The 14604-nt window shown below is 73.9% G+C and carries 15 protein-coding genes; 5 read left to right on the forward strand and 10 right to left on the reverse strand.

Annotation, left to right across the window (positions count from 1 at the left end):
- Window position 1: 1 nt before the first annotated feature.
- The gene (locus BMX74_RS11340; RefSeq protein WP_055502961.1) at window positions 2-376 is read right to left on the reverse strand and encodes a PTS-dependent dihydroxyacetone kinase phosphotransferase subunit DhaM; all 375 of its coding nucleotides are present in this window, start codon (window positions 374-376) and stop codon (window positions 2-4) included.
- Window positions 376-1356: a dihydroxyacetone kinase subunit DhaK gene (gene dhaK / locus BMX74_RS11345; RefSeq protein WP_055504012.1), complete on the reverse strand. Its 981-nt coding sequence runs from the start codon at window positions 1354-1356 to the stop codon at window positions 376-378. The genes BMX74_RS11340 and dhaK overlap by 1 nt, the downstream gene beginning before the upstream one ends.
- A gap of 112 nt (window positions 1357-1468) precedes the next feature.
- On the opposite strand from dhaK, the gene BMX74_RS11350 reads away from it, so the two are divergent.
- Window positions 1469-2215, forward strand: a complete 747-nt coding sequence (locus BMX74_RS11350; RefSeq protein ID WP_055502960.1) for a lysophospholipid acyltransferase family protein — start codon at window positions 1469-1471, stop codon at window positions 2213-2215.
- 75 nt (window positions 2216-2290) lie between these two features.
- Here BMX74_RS11350 and BMX74_RS11355 read toward each other — a convergent pair whose 3' ends face one another.
- Window positions 2291-3097 (reverse strand): serine/threonine-protein kinase, encoded by an 807-nt coding sequence (locus tag BMX74_RS11355; RefSeq protein ID WP_082534844.1) that lies wholly within the window; start codon window positions 3095-3097, stop codon window positions 2291-2293.
- A 56-nt stretch (window positions 3098-3153) separates the two neighbouring features.
- On the reverse strand, window positions 3154-4500 hold the full coding sequence (locus tag BMX74_RS11360; RefSeq protein ID WP_091100048.1) for an MFS transporter: 1347 nt from the start codon (window positions 4498-4500) through the stop codon (window positions 3154-3156).
- A 68-nt stretch (window positions 4501-4568) separates the two neighbouring features.
- On the opposite strand from BMX74_RS11360, the gene BMX74_RS11365 reads away from it, so the two are divergent.
- The gene (locus BMX74_RS11365; protein ID WP_055502958.1) at window positions 4569-5189 is read left to right on the forward strand and encodes a winged helix-turn-helix domain-containing protein; all 621 of its coding nucleotides are present in this window, start codon (window positions 4569-4571) and stop codon (window positions 5187-5189) included.
- A 24-nt stretch (window positions 5190-5213) separates the two neighbouring features.
- Complete coding sequence (locus BMX74_RS11370; protein ID WP_091100050.1) at window positions 5214-5945, forward strand: tyrosine-protein phosphatase; 732 nt, start codon at window positions 5214-5216, stop codon at window positions 5943-5945.
- Between the two features lie 19 nt (window positions 5946-5964).
- Here BMX74_RS11370 and BMX74_RS11375 read toward each other — a convergent pair whose 3' ends face one another.
- The 4 genes from BMX74_RS11375 to BMX74_RS11390 all read right to left on the reverse strand — a co-directional run bounded on the left by BMX74_RS11375 (window position 5965) and on the right by BMX74_RS11390 (window position 10106).
- The gene (locus tag BMX74_RS11375; protein ID WP_055502957.1) at window positions 5965-6987 is read right to left on the reverse strand and encodes a LacI family DNA-binding transcriptional regulator; all 1023 of its coding nucleotides are present in this window, start codon (window positions 6985-6987) and stop codon (window positions 5965-5967) included.
- Window positions 6988-7192: 205 nt separating this feature from the next.
- The gene (locus tag BMX74_RS11380; RefSeq protein ID WP_055502956.1) at window positions 7193-7780 is read right to left on the reverse strand and encodes a GNAT family N-acetyltransferase; all 588 of its coding nucleotides are present in this window, start codon (window positions 7778-7780) and stop codon (window positions 7193-7195) included.
- A gap of 244 nt (window positions 7781-8024) precedes the next feature.
- Window positions 8025-8294: a hypothetical protein gene (locus tag BMX74_RS11385; protein ID WP_055502955.1), complete on the reverse strand. Its 270-nt coding sequence runs from the start codon at window positions 8292-8294 to the stop codon at window positions 8025-8027.
- Window positions 8295-8396: 102 nt separating this feature from the next.
- Entirely contained in the window at window positions 8397-10106 is a 1710-nt protein-coding gene (locus BMX74_RS11390) for a serine/threonine-protein kinase (RefSeq protein ID WP_256256889.1), read from the reverse strand.
- A gap of 135 nt (window positions 10107-10241) precedes the next feature.
- On the opposite strand from BMX74_RS11390, the gene BMX74_RS11395 reads away from it, so the two are divergent.
- Together BMX74_RS11395 and BMX74_RS11400 are read left to right on the forward strand one after the other, a co-directional pair.
- A complete protein-coding gene (locus tag BMX74_RS11395) occupies window positions 10242-11549 on the forward strand; it encodes a family 4 glycosyl hydrolase (protein WP_055502953.1) in 1308 nt (435 codons plus the stop codon).
- Window positions 11546-12337 (forward strand): DeoR/GlpR family DNA-binding transcription regulator, encoded by a 792-nt coding sequence (locus tag BMX74_RS11400; RefSeq protein WP_055502952.1) that lies wholly within the window; start codon window positions 11546-11548, stop codon window positions 12335-12337. Before BMX74_RS11395 ends, BMX74_RS11400 begins: the two co-directional genes overlap by 4 nt.
- On the opposite strand, the gene melA is transcribed toward BMX74_RS11400, so the two are convergent.
- Together melA and BMX74_RS11410 are read right to left on the reverse strand one after the other, a co-directional pair.
- Window positions 12330-13634 carry an alpha-glucosidase/alpha-galactosidase gene (gene melA / locus BMX74_RS11405; RefSeq protein WP_055502951.1) on the reverse strand — a complete coding sequence of 435 codons (1305 nt, stop codon included), beginning with the start codon at window positions 13632-13634 and terminating at the stop codon, window positions 12330-12332. The two genes, BMX74_RS11400 and melA, sit on opposite strands and share 8 nt — an antisense overlap.
- Window positions 13631-14521 carry a carbohydrate kinase family protein gene (locus tag BMX74_RS11410; protein ID WP_091100054.1) on the reverse strand — a complete coding sequence of 297 codons (891 nt, stop codon included), beginning with the start codon at window positions 14519-14521 and terminating at the stop codon, window positions 13631-13633. Before BMX74_RS11410 ends, melA begins: the two co-directional genes overlap by 4 nt.
- Window positions 14522-14604 lie beyond the last annotated feature (83 nt).

The raw sequence follows: 14604 nt of genomic DNA on the forward strand, positions 1-14604 counted from the left end.
GTCACAGCTTGCGGAAGGTGCGGGCCTCCTCCGCCGCGGCCAGCACGTCGGCGAGCGCCGCCCCGCCGCCCGCCGCCACGGCCGCCGCGATCGCGCCCTCCACGAACGGCGCGTCCGCCAGCACCACCCGGCCCGGCTCCTCCAGCAGCCGGGCGCTCAGCACCGAGCTGCCGAGGTCGGCGATGACCACCACGCCGTCGCCCTGCTCGACGGTGCGCAGCGCCTTCTCGATGACGTCCACGCTGGTGCCGAGGCCCCCGGCGGCGGCGCCGCCGGCGGCGGCGATCGGCGTGTCCTCGCCCGCGACGCTGCGCGCGAGCGCCGCCGTCTCGACCGCCAGCCCCGCGCTGTGCGCGACCAGCACCAGGCCCACCATCAACGCCCCCAGCGCAGCCCCGGCGTCTCGACGGGCGCGTCCCACAGCCGGGTCAGCGTGTCGTCGAGGCGGCAGACCGTCACGGAGAAGCCCTGCATGTCCAGGCTGGTCACGTAGTTGCCCACCAGCGACCTGGCGACGCGCGCGCCCTTGCCGCGGACGTACGCGGCCACCTCGGCGAACACCACGTACAGCTCCATGAGCGGCGTGCCGCCCATGCCGTTGACCATGACGAGCAGGTCGCCCTCCAGCGGCAGGTCGCCGTGGACCGCCTCCATCGCCAGCGCCGCCAGCTCCCGCGCGGACGCCATGGGGGCACGCTGCCGTCCCGGCTCGCCGTGGATGCCGACGCCCAGCTCCACGTCCGACTCGGGCAGCTCGAACGTCGGCTTGCCCGACGCGGGGGTGGTGCAGGAGGTCAGGGCGATGCCGAACGACCGGCTGCGCGCGTTCACCTCCGACGCCACCCGCGCCACCTCGGCCAGCGGCGCGCCCTCCTCCGCCAGCGCCCCCGCGATCTTCTCCACGAACACCGTGGCGCCCGTGCCGCGCCGTCCTGCGGTGTAGAGGGAGTCCTGGACGGCCACGTCGTCGTTCACCAGGACGCTCACGATCTCGACGTCCTCGGCCAGTTCGGCGGCCATCTCGAAGTTGAGCACGTCGCCGGTGTAGTTCTTGACGACGTGCAGGACGCCCGCGCCGCCGTCCACCGCGGCGGTCGCCGCGACGATCTGGTCGGGCACGGGCGAGGTGAAGACCTCCCCCGGGCAGGCGGCGTCGAGCATGCCGTGCCCGACGAACCCGGCGTGCAGCGGTTCGTGCCCGGAGCCGCCGCCGGAGACCAGCCCCACCTTGCCGGGACGCGGCCCCGCGGCCCGGTACACGACCCTGTCGCGGACGGCGAGGGACGGATGGGCCGCCACCAGGCCGTTCAGTGCGTCCTCGACCACCGCGCCGGGGTCGTTGATGAGCTTCTTCATGGTCACAACATCTGCCCCTTTTCGGCCTCCGGCAAGCCTCGCGACCTCGGGGCGGGCCACCCGCCGGGCGGACGGGGCCGCCGCACCTGCCGGGGTAGGCTACCGTCAGCTCATGGCTGAGATCGTGTACCCGCCGGTGATCGCCGCCGCGCGGACCCTCTTTCGCGTGCTCGACTACCGCTTCCACCTGGAGGGGACCGAGCACGTGCCGCGGACCGGGGGAGCGGTGCTGGTCAGCAACCACATCAGCTACCTCGACTTCATCTTCGCCGGGTTCGCCGCGCTGCCGTCCAAGCGGCTGGTGCGCTTCATGGCCAAGCAGGACGTGTTCGAGCACCCGGTGTCGGGGCCGCTGATGCGGGGGATGCACCACATCCCGGTCGACCGCGGCGCGGGAGCGGGCTCGTACGCCACGGCGCTGCGCATGCTGAAGGGCGGCGAGGTGGTGGGCGTGTTCGCCGAGGCCACGATCAGCCGCTCGTTCACGGTGAAGGAGATCAAGAACGGCGCGATCAGGATGGCCCAGGCGACGAACACGCCGGTCATCCCGGTCGGCCTGTGGGGCAGCCAGCGCCTGTGGACGAAGGGCAGGCCGAAGAGCCTGCTGCAGCGGCACGTCCCCATCACGATCCTGGTGGGCGAGCCGATGCACCCGAAGCGCGGCGAGGACGTCGACAAGCACACCAGCGAGCTGCACGCCCGCCTGACGGACCTGGTCGACAAGGCGCAGCGCACCTACCCGGAGGTGCCGCCGGGCGTGTGGTGGCAGCCCGCGCACCTGGGCGGCACGGCGCCCACCCCGGAGGAGGCCGCCGCCATGGACGCCGCCGAGGCCGAGGCCCGCGCCAAGAAGGACTGAGAGCGGAACACGCCCACGGGCCGGGCGCGCGTCAGGCGCGAGGTCCCGGCCCGCGGGTCAGGCGGCCGCCGGGGTTCACATGGCCGCCTGGTACGCGTTCGCCCGCATGCCCGCGAGCAGCGCCGCCGTCTGCTCGGGCGTGAAGCGGCGCACCGGGTCGTGGTGCAGCAGGCCCTCGATGAGCGGTCGCATCACGCCGGCCCGCCGGGGCGGCGGGTAGCTGCCGCTCCGCGCCATGCCGAGCACGGTCGCGGCGTCCTGCCCGGGGTACGGCGGCTGGCCCTCCACGGCGCTGTACAGCGTCGCGCCGAAGGACCACATGTCGGCCTCCTTGCTGGCGGGCCCGCCGTACAGCCGCTCGGGCGCCATGAACGCGGGCGTGCCGCGCAGCCGCCTCGACGTCGTCATGCGGATGTCGCCCTCGGCGGTGGCGATGCCGAAGTCGGTCAGCACCACCCGGTCGCCGGTCAGCATGACGTTGGCCGGTTTGACGTCCCTGTGCAGCACCCCCGCCTGGTGGGCGGTGCGCAGCGCGGCGAGCAGGTGCTGGCCGATCGCGGCCACCGACTGCGCGGGGAGCGTGCCCACCTGGGAGAGCAGTTGGTGCAGGGAGAGCCCGTGCAGGTACTCCATCACGATCCAGAGCTTGCCGCCCTCCTCGATGAGGTCGTGGACCGTGACGATGTTGGGGTGCGTGAGCCCGGCCGCCATGCGCGCCTCACGCAGCACCCGGCGGCGCACCATCTCGACCTCGCCGGACAGTGTCAGCTCCTTGAGCGCCACCTCGCGATGGAGAAGCTGATCGAACGCACGCCAGACGACTCCCATGCCCCCACGACCGGCCTCCTCGGTCAGGAGGTACCGTCCGCCGATGTCCCGCATACCATCCCCTCAAGCTCGGGGATAATCATGACACTTCCGCACGGGACATAGCGTGCCTAACGTGATCTGGAAATGTCGGAAAGTGTGGCCGCGCTGGTCAGGGCCCCAGAAATTCGATCAGACAGGGCGCGCCGCGCCAGCCCCACGGCGCCCAGGCACACGGCCGCGGCGCACAGCAGCACCGGCGCGAGGCCCGCGAACTCCGCCGCCACCCCGCCCAGCGCCGCTCCGAGCGGCATGCCGCCCATGCCGACGAGCCGGTACGCCGAGTTGACCCGCCCCAGCAGCGGCCCCGGGATGAGGCGCTGCCGCGCCGAGATGACCAGCACGTTCCCCGCCGCGCCGGCGAGCCCCCACAGCACCGCCGTCGGGTAGAGCGCCCAGGGGGTGGGGGCCGCCACGGGCACGACGAGCAGGAGAGTGCTCGCCAGCCAGGCGCCCAGCAGCGTGCGCGCCTCGCCCAGCGCACGCGCCGCCCTGGAGCTCAGCAGCGAGCCGCCCACGGCTCCCACCGCCATGGCGGTCATGATCAGCCCGTACGCGCCCGGCTCCAGCCCCACCGCGGACCCGTCGCCGACGCACCACAGGACGAACACGGCGAAGTACGCCGCGTTGGCCAGGTTGAGCAGGCCCGCCGAGACCGCGAGCCCGCGCAGCAGCCGGTGCCCCCACAGGAAGCGCAGCGCCTCCCGGATCTCCCCGAACAGGGACCGGCGCGCACGGCCGCCGCCGTCGCCCGCCCCCGCCGCGCCGTCCCGCCGGTCGCCGTCGCCTGCGGCCCGTGCCGCGCCGTCCCGCTCGTCGCCGTCGCCTGGAGCCCCCGCCGGGGTCGCCTGGTACGTCCCGCGCATGCCGAGCAGGAGCAGCCCGGCGGCGGCGTACAGGACGGCGGGCCCGCCGAAGAGCGCGGCGGGCAGCAGCCCCGCGAGCAGGCCCGCCGCGGGTGCCCCGGTGAACTCGTTGCCGATCATCTGCGCCCCCATGACGCGCCCGTTGGCCTGGGTGAGGCGGGCGTCCGGCACCGTCATCGGCAGGATCGACTGCGCGGAGGTGTCGGCGAAGACCTCGGCCACTCCGGCCAGGAGCACCGCCACGACGAGCGTCCACAGGTCGAGCAGGCCGGACGCGGCCGCCGCCGCGGCCCCCGCCAGGACGACGGCGCGGGCCACGTTGGCGGTGACCATGACGTGGCGGCGGTCGGCCCGGTCGGCGAACGCGCCCGCGTGGAGCGCGAACAGCAGCCACGGGGCCGTCGCGGCGGCCTGGACCAGCGACACCAGCGACGGTGACCTGGTCATCGACACGGCCAGCAGCGGCGCGCCCACCTTGAGCAGGCCGTCCGCGACGTTGGACAGCGCCGTGGACGCCCACAGGAACCCGAACGACCGGCTGGGACGCGCCATGCTCTGCTCCGCTACTGTGAAAGGGAAAGTGTGCATAGTTTTCTTTGCAAAGATAGGTGTGCATAGCGATGCCGCGCAAGAGCTTCTCCGCCCGCACCCTCGGCGCGAACGCCCTCAAGTCCTTCGCCCACCCGCTCCGCCTGCGCCTGTTCGAACTGCTCGACGAGCACGGGCCGTCCACCGCCACGCGCCTGGCCGCCCTCCTCGGGCAGAACACCGGCGCCACCAGCTACCACCTCAGGGAGCTGGCCAGGCACGGCATCATCGAGGTCGTCCCGGGCATGGGGCGCGGCAAGGAGAAGTTCTGGCGGGTCACCCCCGGCGGCTTCTCGTACGGCGACCCGGCGGAGGACCCGGAGGCGGCGAGCGCCCTGACGTACCTGCTGGACGACCTCGTCCGCCAGCGGGGCGCCGAGCTGAACCGGTGGCGGTCCGAGGAGGAGCGCACCCGCGAGGAATGGGTGCGGGCGAGCGTCCTGGCGCGCAGGTCGCTGCGCCTCACCGTCGAGGAGGCGTCCGGGCTGCGGGACGAGGTGCTCGCCGTGCTGGAGCGCTACCGCGGCCTGTCCGACGGCCGCGCCCAGGCGGCCCAGGCCGAGCCCGCCGCGCCGCCGCCCGGCACCGGCCACGTCGTCGTCCACTTCGACCTGTTCCCCGTCGGGGAGACCCACCAGGAGGAAACGCCCTGATCATGGTCGGCTAGGGTGGCCCGGGTGACCAGACACGTCGCCTTCGAGCGGTTGCACAACTTCCGGGACCTCGGCGGATACCCGACGCGCGACGGGCGGACCGTGCGGTGGGGCCGGCTGTACCGCTCCGACTCGCTGTCCAAGCTCCAGGGCGAGGACTGGCGGCGGTTCCTGGACCTCGGCGTACGCACCGTGATCGACCTGCGCTACCCGTGGGAGATCGCCGGCAGTGGCCGCGTGCCGCACCACGACGGTCTGGCGTACCACAACCTGAGCATCGAGCACCGCCCCTACGACCAGGCGTCGCTGGGCGAGGACGTGGAGGTCGGGCGCTACCTCGCCGACCGGTACGCCGAGGTGGCGCTCGACGGCGTCAAGGAGCTCAGGCGGGCCCTGGAGGTGATCGCGGAGGACGACAGCGCCCCGCTGGTGATGCACTGCGCCTCCGGCAAGGACCGCACCGGGCTGCTCGCCGCGCTCGTCCTGACGCTGCTCGGCGTGGACGAGGAGACGATCATCGAGGACTTCGCCCTCACCGGCCTGGCCACCGAACGGCTCGTCGCCGACTGGAGCGCGGCACACGGCGGCACGACGCCCTCCTGGCCCGGCTACGGCCGCGCCCCTGAGGAGGTGATGCGCCTGTTCCTGGCCGACCTCACCGCGTCGCACGGCTCGGTGCAGGCGTACGTGACCGGCGGCCTCGGCGTGGACGACGCCGTCACCGAGGCCCTGCGCGCCCGCTACCTGACCCCGTAGCCGCCCACCGGACCCGGCCTCAGCCGCGTGCGGGGGCGGTGCTGGCGCGGCGGATCAGCGTGGGCGCCACGGGCGGCGGCTCCTGCGCCTCCTCGCCGCCGACCAGGCGCAGCAGCGTCTCGACGGCCCGCCGGCCCACCTCCTCGTGGTCGGGCCGCACCGTGGTGAGCGGAGGGATCAGGTACGCCGCCTCCGGGATGTCGTCGAACCCCACCACGCTGACGTCCTGCGGCACCCTGATGCCGCGCTCGTGGAAGGCGCGCAGCAGGCCGAGCGCCATGTGGTCGTTGGCGGCGAAGACGGCGGTGACGTCGCGCCGCTCGGCCAGTTCCAGGCCCGCCTGGTAGCCCGACTCGGGGCTCCAGTCGCCGGGGACGACCCTCGGCGCCTGGCGGCCCGCCTCCTCCAGCGCGGCACGCCACGACTCGACCCTCGTCTGCGCGTCCATGCGGTCGCGCGGCCCCGAGACGTGCCACACGGTCTCGTGGCCGAGGTGCAGCAGATGCTCCACGGCCATGCGGACGCCCGCCGCCTGGTCGATGCGGACGGTGGCCGTGGAGTGATCGGGCGCGGCCTCCACCGCGACGGCGGGCATCCCCTCGGGCAGGCTGAGCATCGCGCTGGTGGCGGCGGCGCGGGAGGCGAACACGGAGATCACCCCGGCCACCGCGTGGCCGACCAGGTCGCCCGCCGCCTCGATGATGCTGCCCCGGTCGTGGCTCTCGGGCGTGGCGATGGTGACGCCGTAGCCGGCGGCGCGGGCGGCCCTGCCGATGCCCAGCAGCGTGGAGGCGGGCCCGAACGGCACCGTGTCGAAGCTGATCACGCCGATCGTGTGCGGCTGCTGCCTGACCAGGCCCCGGGCCATGAGGTTGGGACGGTAGTCGAGGCGGCGGATCGCGTCGAGCACGCGCTCGCGCGTCTCGGGGCGCACGTTCGGCCGCTCGTTGAGCACGCGGGAGACGGTCTGGTTGGACACCCCGGCCAGCCGCGCCACGTCGCCGATCACCGCGGGACGCGCGCCCCGCCGGACACCCGACACCGGACCCCCTTCTCCGCAGGCCACCGGTTGATAACGATATCAGCGCCCACCTGGCCGCCCACCTGCTCCGGCGGAGGCGGGCGGGGGAGGCCGCGGCCCGGGCCGTACGGCGGCGGTCGTCACGCCGCCAGGTGCCTGCCTGCGGCCGACCGGCGGCTGCCGCCGACGTGGGCGCGCATTCCCGCGGTCCACCGGTTCCTGCGGTCTACCGGTGGCGGTCGCTGACGCGGGCGTGCAGGTGCATGTCGTGCCAGCCGTCGGTGTGCAGGGCGGCGCCGCGGCGCGTCCCCTCCGCCTCGAACCCCGCCTTGGCCGCCACCCGGCAGGAGGCCGGGTTGCCGGTGGAGTGCTGCAGCTCCAGGCGGTGGAACCCGGCCTCGTCCAGTGCCCAGCCCGCCACCGCCAGCACGGCCCGGGTGCAGACGCCGCCGCCGCGCGCCCACGGCGCCGTCCAGTAGGCGACCTCCGCCGTGCCGTCGACCAGGTTGAACGACTTCAGTGAGATCCGGCCGAGCAGCCGGTCCGCGCCGGTGGCGGCCATCGCCCAGTGGGCGTCCGTCTCCGCCTGCCAGGCCGCGCGCCAGCCCTCGATCCAGGCGCGCGTCTCGTCCACGGAGTCGGCCCTGCGGGCGTGCCAGCGCTGGATGCCGGGGTCCTGGAACGCCTCCATGACGGCGTCGGCGTCGTCGGGTCGCCAGGGGCGCAGCGTCACGCCCTCTCCGGCGGGCACGGTGGGCTGGGCGGAGCGGGCGAGCGCGCCCGCGGCGATGGCGGGGGTGAGGAGGGATGGCATGCCGGGATTATCCCCACAGAGCGGGAGGAAAGGAGCCTCTCGCAGGAAGGAGGCGAGAGGAGAGCAAGCGACACGGAGGACTTGGGGAAAGGGTGCGGCCCCGCCCGGCGGGCGGGCGGGGCACGGCGTGCGGGGTGAAGCGCGCCGGCGCGCCGGCGCGTCCTACTCGGCCTTCGGAATCTCCACCTCGCGCCGACAGCCTACTCGCAGCGTGACTGATCCGTCACTCAAAGTCGCGAAGAGGTCAGGCCGACTGGGCCGCCTCGCCGGCCTGCTGCAGCGAACGGGAGCGGTGCTGACGCGACAGGGCGTGACCGGCTCCCACGATGAGCACCACGGGCCACTCCACGATCTCCAGGGCCCCCAGCGCCGCCAGCACGCCGTAGAAGGCGAGCTGCTCGGGCGGCGGCACCGTCACCCGTCCGAGTACGGGCACGTTGACCTGCCTTCGCCCGTCGCCCCCGCCCTGCGTGGGCTGGGTGGTGTGCTCCGTGGTGGTGCGTCCGACGGCCATGACGTGCCTCCTCCGTTCGACGACCACCCTTCCGCCTGCCCTCCGGCGCCGGGGGTAACCCGCGGCCCGGTAAAGCCGCGCCCCCTCCGAGGCGTCCGCGGCTCAGGGGAGCCGGGCGATGGAGAAGTCGTCGAAGTAGGCCCACGACCGGGCGTTCGGCGGGCTCTCCACGTGCAGCCCGAACCGCGGCCGGCCGGTGGCCTTGGCCGCGTCGGTGTCGGCGTACTCGGCGACCCGCTCGTCGCCGACCCACAGCCCCAGCCGCACCTCGCCGTCGCCGCGCGCGCACGTCACGCGCAGCGGGACGTTCTCCTTCTTGAATCCGGGGACGGCGACGTCGGGGGTGACGTCGGACCACACGCCCCCGACCACCTTGACGATCTTCGCGTCGCCGAGCCCCCGGACCTCCAGGACGTAGAAGAAGTCGTTCTCGTCGCTGTCGTCGGAGGAGTACTCGCAGTAGACGCCGTTCCAGCCTCCCGGATGCGCCGGGCGGAGGTCGAGCTTGACCGACACCAGGGAGTCGTCGGGAAGGACGGCGTTGACCGGAGCCTGCGCCCATCGGTGGGTCGTGGAGCTGTCGGTGGCCATCGTGTAGCGGCCGTCGCCGGTGTAGCCGCGGGAGCTCTCGACGCCGGTGAAGTCGTTGACCCAGCCGGAGCCGTCCGCGGCGAACTGGTCCTCGTACACGACGTCGTCGCCCGCCGGGGGCCGGTCGGGCAGCAGGCGGAGCCCCAGCGTCGCCGCCACCACCAGCGCGACCGCGCCCGCTCCGGCGGCCGCGCCGATGCCCAGGTCGGCCAGACGCGCCCGTAACGGGCCGCGGGGCCGGGCGGGCGGGGGCGGGCCCGCCGGCGTGGACGCGATGGACGACAGGTCGAGCCGCAGCGTGCCCGCCACGTCGGCGGTGTCGACGTCGGGCCGCCGCACCAGCGTGGCGAGCAGTTCCTGCGCCGTGGGGCGGGCGGCGGGGTCCTTGCTCAGCGCCGCCTGGACGACCGGGCGCAGCCCCGCCTCGACCCGGCTCAGGTCGGGCTCGTCGTGCATGACCCGGTAGAACGCCTGCTGTACCGTCCTCGACGCGAACGGCGAGACCCCGGTGGCGGCGGCCACCACCACGCACCCCCAGGCGAAGACGTCGGCGGGCGGGCCCGCCCGCTCGCCCGACAGCAGCTCGGGGGCCATGTACTCGGGCGTGCCCAGGACCGCGCCGGTGGCCGTCTGCCCGTCGCCCGCGTCGAGGGCGCGGGCGATGCCGAAGTCGATGACGCGGGGGCCGAGCGGAGAGAGCAGCACGTTGCCGGGTTTCAGGTCGCGGTGGACGATGCCCGCGCCGTGGATCGCGGTCAGCGCGGTGGCCACGCCGACGGCCAGGGCCTCGACGTTGGAGCCCGCGAGCGCGCCGTTCTCCCGCAGGACCCGGCCCAGGTCGGGACCGGCGACGTACTCGGTCACCACCCACAGCGGGTCGCCCTCCAGCCGGGCGTCGAGCACCGGCGCCGTGCAGAACCTGTGCACCCGGCGCGCGGCGGCGACCTCCTGGCGGAACCGCACGACGAACTCGGGGTCGCCCGCCAGATGCGGGTTGATCACCTTGATCGCGACGGGCCCTGAGGGTCCTTCAGCGAGGTAGACGGTGCCCATGCCGCCTCTGCCCAGCCGGCTCGCGACGCGGTACGGGCCGAGCTGGAGAGGGTCGTCGGGACCGAGGCCGGGGACGTGGGCGTCACTGTGGGGAGCACTGTGGGGAGCACTGTGGGGGGCGCTGGGGGAGGCACCGTGGGGAGCGCTGCGGGGGGCGCCGTGGGCCATCACCTTCCCGATCTTAACGAGCACCGGGCACGGCCGGGCGCCCGTCCGCCGGGCCCGGCGCCCCGCGGCGGCGGCGGACTCGCCGCCGCTGACCGGACGTTGTAGTCTTCGCGCACGTAGCGGGCGGGAGGTGGGATGTCGCGGATCGTCTTCGTGGGGCTGAGCCAGGTCGAGCTGACCCGCAGGGTCGTCTCCGACCTCCTGCTCACCCCGTCGCTGCGCGGCGAGCTGGAGATCGTGCTGCACGACGCCGACGGGGGGCTGCTCGCCACGGGCGAGGCGCTGGTGCGCGCGCTCGACGCCGAGGCGGGCGCGCGGGCGGCGATCACGGTGGCGCCCGACCGGCGGCGCGCGCTCGACGGCGCCGACTTCGTGGTCAGCTACCTCGACGTGGGCGGCTTCGAGGCGACGCTGCGCGACTTCGAGATCCCGCACCGGTACGGCCTGCGCCAGACGATCGGCGACACCATCGGCATCGGCGGCATCTTCCGCGGGCTGCGCACGATCCCGTTCTTCGTGGAGCTGGGCCGCGAGATGGCCGAGCTGTGCCCCGACGCCTGGCTGCTGAACTGCGGCGACCCGATGGCGATGATCGGCTGGGCGGTGCGCGAGGCCACGGGGTTCGAGCGGTTCGCGGGGGTCTGTCACGCGGTGTGCGACACGCACACGTACCTGGCGGACCTCGTGGGACGGAGGGTCGACGAGATCGACTTCCTCAGCGCGGGGCTCAACCACCAATCGTTCGTCCTGCGTTTCGAGGCGGAGGGCCGCTCGCTCTACCCCGAGCTGGACGCCCTCCTGGAGCCGGGGCACGTGCGGGTGGAGATGTACCGCCGCTTCGGCTACTTCCCGACGCAGTCCAGTGAGCACGCCGCCGAGTACGTCCCGTGGTTCCTGCGCCACCCCGCCGAGACGGCGCGGCTGGGCGTGCAGGTCGAGGAGTACCTGCGCCGCTCCGGCAAGAACCTGCACCTGTACGAGGAGACCCGCCGCGCCCTGTCGGCGGGGCGTCCGCTGCTGATCCGCTGGCAGCACCAGGAGCCCGCGGCGGCGGCGATGCTCGCCGTGCTGACCGGCGAGGAGAAGGAGGTCTACGTCAACGTCGCCAACAGGGGCCTGATCACGAACCTGCCGGAGAGCAGCTGCGTGGAGGTGCCCGCCAGGGTCGACGCTGACGGCATCCACCCTGTGCCGGTGGGCGAGCTGCCGGTGCAGCTCGTCGCCCTGCACCGCACGTTCCTCAACGTGGTCGAGCTGACCGTGCGCGCCGTGCTCGACGGCGACCGCAGGCACGTCCACCACGCGGCGATGGTCGATCCGAACACGGCGGCGACGCTGTCGCTGCCCGCGATCGAGGCGCTGTGCGACGAGCTGATCGAGGCGCACGCGGGCCTGCTGCCCGCCACGATCACGGGCACGACCGCCGGGACGACCACCGCATGAGCGAGTCGATGCCCACCGAGGTGCGGCGGGAGCGCATGCTCGGCCTGCTGATGGAGCAGGAGTTCGCCCGGGTGGCGGAGCTGGCCGAGGCGTTCGGCGTCTCGACCGTCACCGTGCGGGCCGACCTCGACGCGCTGGTGGAGCAGGGGAAGGTCCGCCGCGTGCGGGGCGGCGCGGTGGCGGCGGGGCCGCAGCCCCGCACCGAGCCGTCCTTCGAGCTGTCGCTCGGCACGGCGGCCGTGGAGAAGGCGCTCATCGCCAGGGCGGCGGCCCGGCTGGTGAGCTCGGGGGAGAGCGTGCTGCTCGGCGCGGGCACCACCACCGCCGCCGTGGCGCGGGAGCTGGTGGCGAGGGCCGAGCTGACCGAGGTCACGGTCTTCACCAACGGCCTGCGCACCGCGCTGGAGCTGGAGCCCGCGCTGCCCCGCTTCGCCGTCGTGGTGACCGGCGGCAGCCTGCGCCGCCAGCAGCACTCGCTGGTCGACCCGCTCGCCACCAGGATCCTGGAGGGCATCAGGGCGGGCACGGTCTTCCTCGGCTGCGGCGGGGTGCATCCGGAGGCCGGCGTCACCAACGTCAACCTGCCCGACGCCGAGATCAAGCAGCGCATGCTGCGTGCCGCGAGCCGGCGCGTCGTGGTCGCCGACTCCTCCAAGCTCGGTGTCGTCGAGATGGCGCCGATCTGCGCGCTGTCCGAGGTCGACCTGCTCATCACGGGCGAGTCGGCCGACCCCGGCGTGGTGGCGGCGCTGCGTGAGCGTGGCCTGCGGGTCGAGGTCGTCAGCTGACGAGCGTGGCGCGCAGGGGCTCGGGGAGAAGGTCGCCGTGGGCTCTGGTGAGGTCGTCGCACATCTGCCAGATCTGGTCGAGCGTGAGCGTGGCCGACGCGTTGGGGTCCACCATGACGGCGTGCCGGACGTGCTCGGGCCGCCCCTCGACGGCGGCGCGCACGGTGAGCTCGTTGACGTTCACGTACGACCGGTTGAGCGCCGCGCACTGCGGCGGGAGCGCCCCGACGCGGGTGGGGCGGACGCCCGTGGCGTCCACGGCGCACGGCACCTCGACCACGCAGCCGGGCGGCAGGTTCGAGATCAGGCCGTCGTTGACGACGTTGCCGTAGACGACGCGCGGCCTGCCGGTGACCATGCTGTGGATGATCTGGGGGGCGTACTCGTCGGTGCCGGCGATCTCCAGTTCGGCGCCGGCGCGCATCGCCTCGCGGGTGCGCTCGTACTCGCGCACGTTCTCCTCGCTGACGCGCACGTACTCGTCCACCGGCAGGCGCAGGCGGTCGATCTCGCCGTCGTGGCGCAGCAGCCACGGCAGGTACTCGGCGGAGTGCTCGCTGGTCTCGGTCGGGTAGTGGCCGAGGCGGCGGTACATCTCCATGCGCACCCTGCGGCGCAGCTCGGGCCGCTCGTCCAGGACCTTGTCGAGCCGCCGGTGAAGGTCCTCGCCGTCGCGTTCGAAGCGCAGCACCCACGCCTGGTGGTTGACGCCTGCGGCGACGTAGGCGACCTCCTCGTACGGCACGTCCACCAGGTCGGCCAGGCCGCGCGTGGTCCAGTAGACGGAGTGGCACAGGCCGACGACGTTGCGGACCTTGCCGGCCAGGTACCAGACGTTCATGGCCATCGGGTTGGTGTAGTTGAGCAGCAGCGCGTCGGGGCAGACCGCCGCCATGTCGGCGGCCAGCGCGTCCAGCACGGGGAAGGTGCGCAGGGCGCGGAAGACGCCGCCGACGCCGATGGTGTCGGCGATGGTCTGGCGCAGGCCGTACCGGGCGGGGATCTCGAAGTCGGTGACGGTGGCCCGGTGCCCCCCGACCTGGATCATGTTGATGACGAAGTCGGCCCCGTCGAGGGCGGCGCGCCTGTCGAGGGTGGCGGTGACGGCGGGCCGGGCGCCGCGCGCCGCGGCGATCCTGCGGGCGACCGCCTCGGCGACGGCGAGCCGCTCGGGGTCGATGTCGTGCAGCGCGACGGTGATGTCGTGCAGCTCGGGGTGGGCCAGCAGGTCGGCGAGCAGGCCGTGGGTGAACACGACGCTGCCTGCGCCGACGAAAACGATCTTCGGGTTCTTCATGCTGTGACGTCCTCCCAGGTCGGCTGCGCCGCTGTGCCCCCCGCGGCTCGGGTGGATAGGGTGCCGCAGGCCACGGCGATCTCCAGGCTGCGCCGTACGCCGAGCCCCCTGTGCCGGGCGGCGAGCAGGCCCGCGTTGAAGCTGTCGCCCGCGCCGACGGTGTCGACGACCCGTGCCTCGCGCGCGGGGACGGACACGAGCTCGCCGCCGTCGATCGTCAGCGCGCCGTCCCGGCCGCACTTGACGACGGGCGTGGTGCCGGTGGCGGCGAGCCTGCGGACGGCGGCGGGCAGGTCGTCCTCGCCGGCGAGCCGCAGCGCCTCCCGGTCGTTGGGGAGCAGCAGGCCGGTCACGGCGAGCAGCTCGTCCAGCCCCTCCCAACGCCCGGACGGGTCGTCGTTGGTGTCGAGCGAGGTGGAGCGCGCCTGCCGGAACAGCGCGGGCAGGCCGTCGGCCAGTCCCGGCTGCAGGAAGTACGACGAGACGTGCACGTGCGCGGCGTCGCGCAGCAGGCCGGCGGGCACGTCGGCGGTGGTGAGCCGGTCGAGGCAGCCGGACGCGGTCAGGATCGCCCGGTCGGCGCCGTCGGCGAGCACCACGGTGAGGGCCGTGGGCGCGTCGGGGTCCACCACGCAGGCCGAGACGTCCACGCCGCGGCGGGTGAGTTCGTCGAGGACGAAGGCGCCGGCCGGGTCGGCGCCCACCCGGCCGACGAAGGCGGTGCGCAGGCCGAGCCTGGCGGCGCCGCACGCGGTGATCGCCCCGGACCCGCCCAGCACCAGCCGTCCGCTCTCCACCAGCTCCTCGCGCTGGCCGAAGGCCGGCTGCCGGGGCGCCCCGGAGACGATCACATCGGGGTTGGCGTCACCGATGACAAGGAGATCCATGGGGAGGACGCTCCCAGCACCTTCGTTATCTTGTCAATACTTGTGATTCATCGAAGGTATTGACAACCTTTCGTAAGTCGCCA

Origin of the sequence: Nonomuraea pusilla (genome assembly GCF_900109355.1) — a bacterium.
In the GTDB taxonomy this organism is placed as follows: domain Bacteria; phylum Actinomycetota; class Actinomycetes; order Streptosporangiales; family Streptosporangiaceae; genus Nonomuraea; species Nonomuraea pusilla.

Excerpts from the sequence above, each read along its gene's own strand:
- BMX74_RS11340 (WP_055502961.1), bottom strand. The coding sequence starts at position 376 with ATGGTGGGCCTGGTGCTGGTCGCGCACAGCGCGGGGCTGGCGGTCGAG.
- dhaK (WP_055504012.1), bottom strand. The coding sequence starts at position 1,356 with ATGAAGAAGCTCATCAACGACCCCGGCGCGGTGGTCGAGGACGCACTG.
- BMX74_RS11350 (WP_055502960.1), top strand. The coding sequence starts at position 1,469 with ATGGCTGAGATCGTGTACCCGCCGGTGATCGCCGCCGCGCGGACCCTC.
- BMX74_RS11355 (WP_082534844.1), bottom strand. The coding sequence starts at position 3,097 with ATGCGGGACATCGGCGGACGGTACCTCCTGACCGAGGAGGCCGGTCGT.
- BMX74_RS11360 (WP_091100048.1), bottom strand. The coding sequence starts at position 4,500 with ATGGCGCGTCCCAGCCGGTCGTTCGGGTTCCTGTGGGCGTCCACGGCG.
- BMX74_RS11365 (WP_055502958.1), top strand. The coding sequence starts at position 4,569 with ATGCCGCGCAAGAGCTTCTCCGCCCGCACCCTCGGCGCGAACGCCCTC.
- BMX74_RS11380 (WP_055502956.1), bottom strand. The coding sequence starts at position 7,780 with ATGCCATCCCTCCTCACCCCCGCCATCGCCGCGGGCGCGCTCGCCCGC.
- BMX74_RS11385 (WP_055502955.1), bottom strand. The coding sequence starts at position 8,294 with ATGGCCGTCGGACGCACCACCACGGAGCACACCACCCAGCCCACGCAG.
- BMX74_RS11390 (WP_256256889.1), bottom strand. The coding sequence starts at position 10,106 with ATGGCCCACGGCGCCCCCCGCAGCGCTCCCCACGGTGCCTCCCCCAGC.
- BMX74_RS11395 (WP_055502953.1), top strand. The coding sequence starts at position 10,242 with ATGTCGCGGATCGTCTTCGTGGGGCTGAGCCAGGTCGAGCTGACCCGC.
- BMX74_RS11400 (WP_055502952.1), top strand. The coding sequence starts at position 11,546 with ATGAGCGAGTCGATGCCCACCGAGGTGCGGCGGGAGCGCATGCTCGGC.
- melA (WP_055502951.1), bottom strand. The coding sequence starts at position 13,634 with ATGAAGAACCCGAAGATCGTTTTCGTCGGCGCAGGCAGCGTCGTGTTC.
- BMX74_RS11410 (WP_091100054.1), bottom strand. The coding sequence starts at position 14,521 with ATGGATCTCCTTGTCATCGGTGACGCCAACCCCGATGTGATCGTCTCC.